13 protein-coding genes and 1 tRNA gene are annotated in these 12123 nt (G+C 40.3%); 10 read left to right on the forward strand and 4 right to left on the reverse strand.

The window, feature by feature from the left end:
* Positions 1-101 precede the first annotated feature (101 nt).
* The 4 genes from HUK45_RS05250 (at position 102) to HUK45_RS05265 (ending at position 3992) form a co-directional block, all read left to right on the forward strand.
* Positions 102-770 carry a type 1 glutamine amidotransferase gene (locus tag HUK45_RS05250; RefSeq protein ID WP_191911417.1) on the forward strand — a complete coding sequence of 223 codons (669 nt, stop codon included), beginning with the start codon at positions 102-104 and terminating at the stop codon, positions 768-770.
* A gap of 141 nt (positions 771-911) precedes the next feature.
* Complete coding sequence (locus HUK45_RS05255) at positions 912-2438, forward strand: glutamate--cysteine ligase (protein ID WP_191911418.1); 1527 nt, start codon at positions 912-914, stop codon at positions 2436-2438.
* A 62-nt stretch (positions 2439-2500) separates the two neighbouring features.
* The gene (locus HUK45_RS05260) at positions 2501-3430 is read left to right on the forward strand and encodes a lactate/malate family dehydrogenase (RefSeq protein WP_191911419.1); all 930 of its coding nucleotides are present in this window, start codon (positions 2501-2503) and stop codon (positions 3428-3430) included.
* Positions 3423-3992, forward strand: a complete 570-nt coding sequence (locus tag HUK45_RS05265; protein ID WP_191911420.1) for an LOG family protein — start codon at positions 3423-3425, stop codon at positions 3990-3992. The genes HUK45_RS05260 and HUK45_RS05265 overlap by 8 nt, the downstream gene beginning before the upstream one ends.
* 68 nt (positions 3993-4060) lie before the next feature.
* Here HUK45_RS05265 and HUK45_RS05270 read toward each other — a convergent pair whose 3' ends face one another.
* On the reverse strand, positions 4061-4471 hold the full coding sequence (locus HUK45_RS05270) for a DUF4828 domain-containing protein (RefSeq protein WP_191911421.1): 411 nt from the start codon (positions 4469-4471) through the stop codon (positions 4061-4063).
* 150 nt (positions 4472-4621) lie between these two features.
* On the opposite strand from HUK45_RS05270, the gene HUK45_RS05275 reads away from it, so the two are divergent.
* The 5 genes from HUK45_RS05275 (at position 4622) to wecB (ending at position 9127) form a co-directional block, all read left to right on the forward strand.
* Complete coding sequence (locus tag HUK45_RS05275) at positions 4622-5641, forward strand: Gfo/Idh/MocA family protein (RefSeq protein ID WP_191911422.1); 1020 nt, start codon at positions 4622-4624, stop codon at positions 5639-5641.
* 14 nt (positions 5642-5655) lie between these two features.
* Positions 5656-6960 carry a DEAD/DEAH box helicase gene (locus HUK45_RS05280; RefSeq protein WP_191911423.1) on the forward strand — a complete coding sequence of 435 codons (1305 nt, stop codon included), beginning with the start codon at positions 5656-5658 and terminating at the stop codon, positions 6958-6960.
* Positions 6961-7045: 85 nt separating this feature from the next.
* Positions 7046-7118: transfer RNA gene (locus tag HUK45_RS05285), tRNA-Arg, on the forward strand.
* A gap of 146 nt (positions 7119-7264) precedes the next feature.
* Positions 7265-7882, forward strand: a complete 618-nt coding sequence (locus HUK45_RS05290; protein WP_191911424.1) for a helix-turn-helix domain-containing protein — start codon at positions 7265-7267, stop codon at positions 7880-7882.
* Positions 7883-7999: 117 nt separating this feature from the next.
* Positions 8000-9127: a non-hydrolyzing UDP-N-acetylglucosamine 2-epimerase gene (wecB, locus tag HUK45_RS05295; protein WP_191911425.1), complete on the forward strand. Its 1128-nt coding sequence runs from the start codon at positions 8000-8002 to the stop codon at positions 9125-9127.
* A 105-nt stretch (positions 9128-9232) separates the two neighbouring features.
* On the opposite strand, the gene HUK45_RS05300 is transcribed toward wecB, so the two are convergent.
* From HUK45_RS05300 to HUK45_RS05310, 3 genes are all read right to left on the reverse strand, one after another.
* Complete coding sequence (locus tag HUK45_RS05300) at positions 9233-10078, reverse strand: Rpn family recombination-promoting nuclease/putative transposase (protein WP_191911426.1); 846 nt, start codon at positions 10076-10078, stop codon at positions 9233-9235.
* Positions 10079-10212: 134 nt separating this feature from the next.
* Positions 10213-10650, reverse strand: coding sequence for a GtrA family protein (locus HUK45_RS05305; protein ID WP_003716743.1), 438 nt, complete (start codon positions 10648-10650; stop codon positions 10213-10215).
* On the reverse strand, positions 10650-11099 hold the full coding sequence (locus tag HUK45_RS05310) for a flavodoxin (RefSeq protein WP_191911427.1): 450 nt from the start codon (positions 11097-11099) through the stop codon (positions 10650-10652). Before HUK45_RS05310 ends, HUK45_RS05305 begins: the two co-directional genes overlap by 1 nt.
* A gap of 113 nt (positions 11100-11212) precedes the next feature.
* Here HUK45_RS05310 and map point away from each other — a divergent pair, with 113 nt between their 5' ends.
* Positions 11213-12067, forward strand: coding sequence for a type I methionyl aminopeptidase (map, locus tag HUK45_RS05315; RefSeq protein ID WP_191911428.1), 855 nt, complete (start codon positions 11213-11215; stop codon positions 12065-12067).
* Positions 12068-12123: the final 56 nt, after the last annotated feature.

Genomic DNA, 12123 nt, shown 5'->3' on the forward strand with positions numbered 1-12123 from the left:
ATTGTCGTTCGCTTTTATTGACACCCGATCCGAATAACATTAGAATTCTAATGACTAAGTGTAGTCTATTGGGGAGTAATTAAAAATAGGAGTAATAAGCAATGAGAGTAAATATCTTACAACATACATCGAATGAAGGACCTGGTTCTATTCGGGATTGGATTCATGCAAATAACGATGAAATGTATGTTTATCACCCAGATCAATTCGGTAATTTACCAACCGCAGCTGAGACTGATATGCTCGTCGTTCTTGGTGGACCGATGAGCCCTAATGATGACTTTCCGTGGTTGGAAGAAGAACGAGAATTAATTCGGACCTTGCTTGATGAACGTAAACCAATTTTTGGTGCTTGTCTAGGAGCACAGCAGATCGTTAAAGCGTTAGGCTACCAGGTTACTGAAGCTCCGCATAAGGAAGTCGGTTGGGCCCCGGTTTATCGGCAAAATGATGCAATTCCCGGTATTCCCGAAAAGCTAACCGCTCTGCATTGGCACCAGGATATGTTTGAGATTCCTGATGATGCTAAATTGCTTTTTAGCAGCGATTTAAACGAAAATCAGGGCTTCCTGTATCGCGATAATGTTATTGGTCTCCAATTTCACTTTGAACCGATGAAGGATAATGTCCGTGAAATTGCCATTAACGATAACCAATACCCGCTTGAAAATAATGATCTCCACCAAACAACTGCTGAAATTATTAATCATGATGTTCCAGCAGAAAATAAGCAAGTAATGTTCAAACTGCTAAATTACATCACAAAATAAGAATATTTGGTGCTTTCAGAAGACCGTAGTAAAGCAATTTTAACCCGCTTGTTTTATATGATTATTACTTCACTTTTGAGGTTGCTAATTTAGTATTCAAAGTGTTATTGTTTAAGGTATATGAGAAATGAGGTGATTTGAATGGCTGATCGATATACCGTAATTCGTCAAGCATTAAGTAAGCCGGAGTTAAACGCAAAGCTGTTTGCATCGGAGTTCGGACTAGAGGCAAAGAAGCACCGGGTATTAACTAATGGTCGAGCAAGTCGCTACCCATATCCAGAAGCGCTCCGTTCTCGTCGTCATAACCTATACTTGAATTCTGGCTTTACTGATAACATGATTGATTTCGAAACATCACCAGTTGTTGGCAGTAAAAATGCAGTTCGTCAATTGAAGATGCTTGAACAGATTATGGTTGGTCAACTCCATGAGGATGAACGTCTATGGCCACTCAGTCTTGCGCCAGCACCTGTTTATAATCATGATTTAGATTACCTAATGACTGCTAATACAAAGCCTTGGGATCGAGCTAATCATGATTATTTAGGTAAGAAGTACGGGATTACCCAAGAATTATTAGGCGATGTTCATGTTAATTTCAGCCTTAACAAGGGACTTTTACAATCCTTATATGATCAATTCTATAAGGATGAATATGATTCACTTGTTGATTTTCAAAATCATCTTTATTTTAAGATGGCTCAGTGTTTTGTCCTTTACCAATGGCTATTCACTTACCTTTATGGTGCCAGTCCAGTTTCGGAAGATATGCATATTCCAGAACATCTTGAATTGCCAGTTCGTAGTTTGCGGTGTAGTGATTACGGTGATGATAACCTTTCTAATGAACAAGTCGGGTATAATTCATTAGAAGAACATTTTGCCAAGCTGCAGCAATTTTTGGATGACGGGACATACTACAGTATTAAGGAGTTCTTTGGCCCTGTTCGCTGTCGGCGTCATAATCATGATGTTGGCGATTTACAGGGAATGCTGACTAAGGGAATTAATTATCTGGAGTTTCGTTCGTTTGACCTTGATCCGCTTTCTCGGACAGGAGTTAGTGACGATACAATTAATTTCCTTGAGTTATTAATGATTAATACATTAATTAAGCCGCTTCCGGATAATTTACCAGAAGAATTAGCTGCTGCCCGCAAGCTTAATAATGAAGTTGCACTCCAAAAGCCAAAGGAGCAAACTCCAGAGATGCACGAGGAAGCTATTAAGATTATTACTGAATTACAGGATTTAGTTGATGAATTTAATGCGCCGCGTGAATATCGGTTAGCCCTTAAATTTGTGCAACGGCGGGTTGATGATCCTGCTTTAACAATTAGCGGTCAATTAGCGGACCAGATTGAAAACGGGAATTTACTTTCATTTGGATTAAAACTAGCTAATGATCGCTTTACTGCCAACATGAACATGACCCACCCGCTTCAAGCAATTAGTAATAAGTATTCCGATGATACGCAACGCTTGATTAAGGCAGCAATTGAGTTGGGGGTAGATGTTTCATTTAATGATGATGGTGTAACCTTGACGGTTGGCGATCACGATGAAACGTATGAGGCTCAAGGAGACTTTGAGTTCCCTGATGGTCCACGTAAGTATATCTTAGATACATTCCCTGAAGCGGTTAAGTTCCAGGAACAACAATAAATTATGAATAATGGGGCCTCACAATTCCTTGTGGTGCCCTTTTTTGGTTAAGGAGGAGCAAGATGCGGAAGATTGGAATTATTGGCTTGGGACATATCGGACGATTATTAGCGCATACCCTAGTCATAACTGGCAAAGCAGACCAGTTAGTTTTAATCGATCAAGATGATGAGTTGGCTGTTGGTTTGAAAGCAGATTTAGAAAATGCTCAAACTGCCTTGATGTCAAGAACTATAATCATAATTCAAGATTACGCAGCCTTAAGAAATGCGGATATTTTGGTAACAGCATTCGGTGATAGTCAACTTCTTCAAGAACAACAGATGGCAGAATTATCGCGTAATGGACAAACTATTGATCAGATTGCACCACGGGTTAGGCAAAGCGGCTTCTCAGGAATCGTCTTTAATATTAGTGATCCGAACGAAGCAATTACCGCCTACCTTCAACAGCAACTTGCCTTGCCACCGAAACAGGTAATCGGAATTGGGACAACAATTGATACCATGCGAATGCGTCAGGCAGTTGCCAAAGGCGCGCAAGTATCGTCACAGAATGTTAGTGGCTTTGTTTATGGTCAGCATAACGGTGAAAAAGTATTTGCGTGGTCAACGGTAACCGTTAATGGTCAAAATTTAGAAAAGGTGATTAACGGTCACCACCTTGATCAGAATAAATTAAGAGTTAACGCTGATATGGATAATTGGTACACCCTAAAAGGACTTGGCTATAATGCAAGTGCTGTTGTCACTTGGACTCTTCAGATTATTTCTGTAATTTTAGGAAGTGGTAATTTGACCGTCCCGTTAGCAATTTATCAACCACAGTACGAATGTTACGTTAGTTTTCCAACGCTGATTAATCGTCATGGCCAAGGTAATCCGATATTATTGAATTTATATCCTGTAGAAGAAGCTGCTGTTAAAACAGCAACAAGTGCAATCCAACAGCAAATCGCGTTCTTGCAACAAGGAGGGAAAGAAAATGATTAATTCATTAGCTGTATATTGTGGTGCAAGGGATGGTAATGATCAGAAATATTTAACAGCAGCGCGACAGCTGGGTGAATGGATGGCTGCCCACCAAATTGATTTAGTTTATGGCGGTGGTCAATTTGGTTTAATGGGTGCCGTTGCTAATGGGGTTCTTGATAATGGCGGAACTGTTCATGGCATTATTACCGAAACTCTTGCTAGTCGGGGAGCAGCCTATAAAAAAATTCAGGATCTCAAAATTGTTCCTGATATGGATCACCGAAAGGAAAAAATGATGGCAATGGCTGACAGAATGTTGGCTCTTCCTGGTGGGATTGGAACTCTTGAAGAGATCAGTCAAGCTGCTTCGTGGATTACAATTGGTGAGAATCCGAAACCAGTTGCCTTTTATAATCAGGACGGGTTTTATTCACCACTTGAACAGGTGCTTAAACGCATGAGCCATGAAGGTTTTCTCGAGAAGATTTACCTTGATAGCATGTACTTTAGTGATGACTTTGATCAAATCCTTGACTTCATGGAGCATTACCATGCACCGAAGTATAGGACGTATGAGTAAGATGCAAATGCAAGCCGTGACGGGTTAGCAACTGAGCACTAGGAGGAAGTTGCCCCTACCAATCAACTTCAATATTTTCGATCAAAAAAAGCCACAATCATCATCGTGGCTTTTTTTAGTGGTTGAATTGTATAAACTTGATCGTCAGCCTCGTCAATTAATGAAACAGGACGCTGATCATTTGCTTGAATTGTAATATGATAGCCAAATTTATCAAGGTAAACTAATTTATCTTCACGAACTAGTTGAACTGTTGCGGGAATTTCTTGATTATCAATTCCCAATTTTAGTTCTGGAGAGATGGTAATTTTATGGGTTCGGTTGCGTTCTTGATCATAATATTGCCAAGTTCCGGCATAAAATATTGGCAACGCAGCCGATGTGTTACTTTTCTTCGCGTGACTGAACCCTAACGTACTAGAGAGCCCAGCCATTAATCCCGCGCCGAAAAGTAGCATTCCCTTTTCTTCATATTCCATCAATCTCCTCAATTATGTGATAAGTCATTTTTCTACAAACTTATTATACACATAATTATATGATCGAAAGATTTCATTTCTGTTAAAAACAAACAATAATTGGTATGATTAATGTAACAAGTTAAATATCTGATAAGGGAGTTGGCTTAAATGCTTAAGTTAGGAATTATTGGAACACATATTATTACGGATCAAATGTTAGATGCTGCTAAGACTACTGGTAAGTATCAATTAACCGCGGTCTATTCACGGACACTAGATCGGGCTAAGGAATTTGGTCAGCCATACGGTGCCACAGAATTTTATGATGATCTTGAAAAATTCTTTGAAGATGGTGACTTTGACGTTGTCTACATCGCGTCACCAAATAGCTTGCATTACCAACAGGCACGCTTAGCAATTGAAAATGATAAGTTTGTGATTGTTGAAAAGCCAGCGTTTGTAAACCCAAGTGAATTTTCCGGGATTCAATCCTTACTGGCAGCCCACCCGAAGGCACGATTGGTGGAAGCTGCTCGTCATATTCATACGCCGCTCTATAAGGAAGGACTAAAAAAAGTTGATGAAATGAAGGAGCATTATGTTCAAGGCGCAACGATCACTGTGATGAAGTACTCCTCACGGTATGACAAGGTCTTGGCAGGGGAAGAGCCTTATCCAAATATTTTTACCTTGAAGTATGCTGGTGGGGCTTTAATGGATCTCGGTGTTTACGCAGTTTATGGTGCATTGACAATGTTTGGTCAGCCGCAATCGGTTGTCTATTACCCGACTCTATGCAAGACAGGGGTTGATGCTAAGGGCGTTGCCATTTTGAACTATGACAAATTTAGTATGACCTTAAACTTTGGTAAGACAGCCAACTCATACTTGCCATCCGAAGTTTATGGCTTAAAGGACACTCTCGTTTTTGATAGTATTTTTGAAACGCAAAAGGTAACATATTACGATGCCGATAAGAAAGCGCACCAACTTGATGCACCGGTAGAGAAGAATTCAATGACAGATGAAATGAACGACTTCGCTGACTTGTTCAATGATCCAGATAATGAAGAACAAATGAAGAAGTACAAGGGCTGGATGGATCTTTCAGAAATGGTTAACTCCGTAATGTACTCACTTCGGCAATCAGCTCAATTAGAATTTCCGGCAGATAAAGATCAAGAATAGGATGGGGATAACATTTGATCGAACAATTTCAAGAAAAATTCAACCAGCAATTTAACCAACCGACTGCAATCCAAGAGGCGGTTGCCAAGCCATTAGCTGAGGATAAGTCAATTCTCGGCATCGCGCCTACTGGTTCAGGAAAGACGTTGGCAGTTACCTTGCCGCTCCTTCCTAAAATTATGCCTGGAGCTGGCACCCAGCTACTAGTTCTCGCACCATCACAGGAATTAGCGATTCAGACAACTCGTGTAATGCGTGAATGGGCTAATATTATTGGCGTTAAAGTTCTCGCGTTAACAGGTGGTGCTAACCTTCGTCGACAAGTGATGAAGCTGCGTAAACATCCGGATGTCGTTGTCGGTACTCCCGGTCGAGTTCTTCATATGTTGGATAATCGCCACCTCAAACTTGGTCATCTTCAGACAATGGTCATTGATGAGGCCGATGATCTATTGCGTGACGATACCTTAGCCGTTGTTGAAGATATTGAACGTGCTACACCATTAAGTGCTCAGTTAGCATTTTTTTCTGCTACTAAGTCACCAGTGTTTAAGCAACTTTCAGTAATGTTCGGTCGGGATATCTTAACCCTTGATGTTACCGATAGTGATCATACTCGGGGAACTGTTCGGCACGGGTATATTGATGCACGGACTAATGCTCAAAAGACCGCTGTTCTTCGTCGATTGACCAGCATCAAAGATTTTCGTGGTCTAGTTTTCTTCAATAGTACCCGGACGCTACATTATGCTGCTAGTCGTCTTCGCCATGAACATATGGCAATCGGGACTTTGGGTGGTCGCCAAAAGCAAACGCAACGTGAAAAGGCGATGCGGATGTTTCGGAAACGCCAGATTAAACTATTGTTGACAACAGATGTTGCCGCTCGAGGAATTGATATTCCTAAACTTCCAGCTGTTATTAATTTTGATTTGCCAACAGAAACGAATACTTATATTCACCGGGTTGGTCGGACTGGTCGACAAGGAGAACCGGGATTAGTGATTAATCTGGGGGATGATCATGATATTCGCGATTTAAAAAAGGTAGTGCAACCAACTGATTATCAGTTAGAGCACCTCTACATTGATAATGATCAGATTACGGATCAAAAACCACAAAGCGGGCAAAGGTCAGTTTCAGTTCGGCGACAAAACAGTCGACAATTACAACAAGAGCAGTGGAGTGACAGTACGAATGTTGAAAAAACTGTTCATCACACTCTTGGTAAGCCGACAAAGCCAAAGAAAAAGCCCCATAAGAAGAACCGGAAGAATAAGGGGATTCGTCTTAAGCACCGTCGTAAGAGTGGCATGTAATTGAGGCGGTACTTTGAATAATTAACGAAAAAGAGTAAAATTACCTTTACGAGTTCAGCCGTAAATGCGATAATACTCTTTGTCTGGTCCTATAGTATAACTGGATAGTACATCCGCCTCCTAAGCGGCCGATTCCGGTTCGATTCCGGATGGGACCATTTTGACTTAACCTAGGTAAGAAAAGATGTTTTTAACAATGTGTTTTCTTATCTATTTTTTTGGACTATTTTAGCGGTGCAATGAGTCATTGCTAGTAATGCTTATCGTTACTCGATATACTTAATCCAAAAATAAGGAGAGACCAATGAAATTTGGAGAACAAATTAAAGGACGACGACAGGAGTTAGATTTGACACAAGCTGAGGTGGCCGAAAAGTTATTCGTCACTCGACAAGCAGTGTCCAATTGGGAGCACAATAAAACATATCCTGATTTGAATATGCTTGTAAAAATTAGTAATGTTTATCAAATTTCGATTGATTCTCTATTAAGGGAGGACCAAAAGTTGAAGGATTATTTAGAACAAGGGAGAGCAATGAATTCGTTTAGTGTCTCTTATGGCTTTATTTGGGTAATGTTTGGGCTTAGTTATCTTCTTGATGATTCAACAAAAGGTGGCAGGATTGCTTGGGATGGCATGGCAGCAATCTTTCTTCTTGCCATGATTTATGAAGAACTAGTAACACCTTTTTTTCTTGGGATCAACCGACGCACATTTTATCGGAGTGGTAAACGGCCTGACGAAAAATTATCAATTTTTGCTAAATTGTTTTACGGAGTATTTGTTTTAGCCGTTATTGTTAGCGTGATTCTGGTTCATCAGGGAATGTCAGGACGCTATGCATTGTCAGTTTTAACTATATTGGTAGGAGTTCAGTATCTCTTACGAAAATATATGTTTCAAGAAAGTAAAACTGATTAACCGTGAGAAATTAGATCTACTATTTCCCGGGAAATAAAGTTTATCCGGAGTAAATTTTCCCAGATATTATTAAATGTTGTACAATTAAAATAGTATTTTTGCAAAGGAGTTGTCACTGTGCAGAAGCCATTCAAAATTATGCTTTTATTTGGGACGCGTGCTGAAGCAATTAAGCTTGCACCAATTATCGAGCAAATGAAACGGTTTCCAAGTACTTGGAAACCATCAATTGTCATTGCTGCCCAACAGCGACGCCCGCTCCTTCAACAAACGATGGAGTTCTTGAATTTAACGGCAGATTTTGACTTAGATCTTTCTGGCCTAAAGAATACTGATTATGCTGAACAGTTAAGCAAGCTAATCCATAACCTTGATAACGTTATTAACGCTGGCCAACCGGATATGCTTTTAGTAGTGGGGGATGCAGTTACTAGTTTAGCTGCTAGTCTAGTAAGCTTTTACAACCATCTTCCGTTAGGACACGTTGAGGCGGGATTGCGGACTTATGACAAGTACCTACCATTTCCAGATGAAATGCACCGGCGGATTACAGATAATTTAGCTGACCTTTACTTTGCCCCAACAACTCGGGCCCGGGATAATTTGTTAAGTGAACACCACTCTGCTCAACAAATCTATGTGACCGGTAACCCGGTAATTGATTCCGTTAAGGAGCGATTAACAACTAATTTTCAGAGTGATCTCCTTGAACAGATTCCCGATGATCACCGCATTATTATTTTAACGATGCAACGGGTTGAAAGTATTGGTGCGCCAATGAAACGGGTCTTTCATACAATGAGAGATATTGTGGAGACCAATGAGGATGTTGACTTAATCTATCCGGTTTATCCCAATAGCGAGGTAATGAGTCTTGCTGATGAAGTACTGGGGAATAAAGAGCGGATTCATTTAATTCAGCCGCTTAATCATGGCGATTTCTTAAATCTTGCTGCACGGTGTGACTTTATTGTGACTGATTCTGGTGGGATTCAAGAGGAAGCGCCAGCTATTCATAAACCGGTTTTGCTTCTGCGAGAAAAAACAGAACGACAGGAAGCCGTCGATGTTGGTGCCGTTAAAGTTGTTGGTACTGATCCAACAAGTATTCAACAGGCTGTCTTTACACTTTTGAACGATCATAAAGCCTATAAAAAAATGGATCAGGCAGAGAACCCGTTTGGCGATGGTCATGCTAGTGAACGGATCCTTGATATTATTGAAAATTACCTTAGTAAGAAGTAAGGGAGCGCAAATAGGGTTCCAGAGTTCGGTTATACCGGACACTGGAACCCTATTTGCATACCGCGCTGTTCGTATTTGGACTTGATAAAAGTACTTATGTCATAACTATCTAACTTTCTGAATTAACTTTAAGGCTTCATCATGACTCATGTTATATGTTTTAGCTAATTCTGAAATAATTTTTTCTTGCTCTAAACCCAAATCCTTTAGCATCGTAACTGCTTTGACTTGTGCTTCATTTTGAGCTTCCTCTTTACCTTCTCTTCGTGCATCCATTAGATCAAGTTCATATTTCATAAAGCCATGCCTCCTTATCGGGTCTTCACGAATCCGTTTCATTTCAGTCCGTACTTGTTTGACAAGCTGATCACTTGTGTCAATTTGGTTTCCCATTAATTTGAGGAATCCCTTTAGCTTCATATTACCATGAAACTGGCTAGCTTTGGCATTGAAGATCGTAATTTGCCGTTGATCACCTAGCTTAAGCTTTGGATCATTAATACAGCGATTTTCAAACTGATATTTACTCCAGCCGCGACCAAAATAATCAAAATCGCAGAACATAATTATGTAGGTTGGATACTGTGCTAATTTTGTGTAATCGTCGCCAACGTTTAAAATATCGAAATCAATTTGCTGTTGGTAATAACGAAGCCGAAAGGGAAGATTGTGCTTATCCGCAACTTGCATTTCAACCACGAAAGTCCGCTGCTCTTCATCACGGACAAAAACATCAAACCGGACTGTTCGTGCACTAATTGGACCAGTAATTTGTTTCTGGGGAGTAATTCGTGAAATTGCTTTAATGTTTAGTTCTGGTAGGGAACGCTGAATAAGTTCTAAACAGATTTGTTCATTTTCCATTACCATCCCAAACATAATGTCATTCGTAATTGTCAAATGCTCCCATTTTTCCTCAAGTTGCTTTAGATATGATTCACGATAATCCATTTGCCACCATCCTTATTAGAGTTGAGGCTTTCAATCCTCCTAAATATATAAGACGGCATTTAGGCGTTTTTGCATGAAAAGCAACGAAGAAAAAATAGCAGCCTGCATCAATCCCTGATTCAGCCTGCTAATATTTACTTATCTTCAATCCCACGATTATCCTTAAAGATTAACCACTTCGAGAAAATATAATTTGCGATTACCACAATAACGTTATCAATAAACTTAACAATAAATTGTTGTAATGGGGTATCGAACTTGAGAACTTGGATTCCAACATAGGTAATTACCATATCAATTACTAAGGTCAGTCCACGATAGAAAAAGAAGCGAAGAATTTCAACTAAGAAGTCACTAACGGTCGTGTAGTGAGAACCAAAGACCCACACTTTATTCGTGAAGTAGGCTACTAGGACAGAGGCAAACCATGCAATTACGGTTGCTACTTCAACATTCCAGTGAAGACCGGGACTTAAAATTTGAAAGACCGCTAAGTTAACAACAGTAGTGACAACGCCCCAGAACAGGTAGGCAATGATCGATTTATACTTACTCCAGAGTTGCTTAATCATTACTTAGCCGCCTTTTTAACTAATTCTGCGACAAAGTTATCAAGGGTTTTAATATCATCCTCGTCTGGCGATAAGTTAATGTGGACATTATCGGATCCCTTGGTAGCATGAGCTTTTTCAAATGCTTCGCCGAACAGGTCGACTGCCTTGCAATAATCATCAGCGTAGAAGGTATCGCCTGAACCAGCAACCCCATAAACTTTGCCAGTTAAGTCGGCTTCTTGAAGATCATCGTAGAAGTCTAATCCTTCATCTGGAAGAGCTCCTTCATCATAGGTATAAGGACAAACTACGCAAATGTCGACATCCTGAAAGTCTTCCACGTCAGCCATTGTAATTTCCGTCTCGTCGACTTCCACACCCTGATCCTCGAATGATTCAGTAATGATATCGGCGACATCTTCGTTGTTACCGGTGATGGTTGCGTAAACAACAAGTGCTTTAGCCATTTTTATTCCCCCGTTTAAAATAAATTACGTTCCATAGTATAGCATGCTTTGCTACTTCTTTGGTGACAAGTGTTATACTAGTTTACGTATAAAATAATGAAGGGGACAATTTAATGATTACATTAAAATCACCACGCGAAATTGAAGCGATGGAAAAGGCCGGTGCTGCCCTTGCAAGTATGCATATTGGAATCCGGCAATTTATTAAGCCAGGAATTTCAAGTTGGGAAGTTGAAGACTTTGCCCGGAAGTACTTTAAGGCTGCCGGTGCTAAAGCCGAACAAATTGGCTTTGAAGGGTACAAATACGCAACCTGTGTCAGTGTTAATGATGAAATTTGTCACGGTTTTCCACGGAAGAAGCTCATCTTTAAAGATGGCGATTTAGCTAAGATTGATACCGTTGTTAGTGTTGACGGCTTCTTCAGTGATTCCTGCTGGAGTTATGGAATTGGTAACGTTAAGCCGGAAATTCAAAAGTTGATGGATGTTACCAAAAAGTCATTATTCATGGGGATTGATCAATGTGTTGCTGGTAACCGAATTGGTGATATTGGTGCCGTTATCCAACACTATACTGAAGATGAAAATGGTTATGGTGATGTTCGTGAATTTGTCGGTCATGGTATTCAACCAACAATGCATGAAGATCCAATGGTTCCTCATTATGGCGAACACGGTCAAGGACTCCGCTTAAAGAACGGGATGACAATTACCGTTGAACCAATGATTAATACCGGAACTTGGGAGGCCGATACTAGTGACCCAAGTGGTTGGCTTGCTAAAACTGCTGATGGTGGTTGGTCTTGCCAATATGAACACACGCTTGTCGTTACCGATAAGGGGCCAAAGATCTTGACTTCTCAAGATCCAGAGACTGATGCTAAATACATCTATGACGACAATTACGCTAAGTACTTGAAGCATTACAGTGAAATTGCTAAAGATATTGCTCAAAAGTTTGAGTAAAGTAGAGAGCGTGAAGCCGTAAAAAACTCCCCGGAGGTTGTTAGCTCTGGCGAGTT

It is taken from the genome of Limosilactobacillus urinaemulieris (assembly GCF_014838745.1).
GTDB lineage: Bacteria > Bacillota > Bacilli > Lactobacillales > Lactobacillaceae > Limosilactobacillus > Limosilactobacillus urinaemulieris.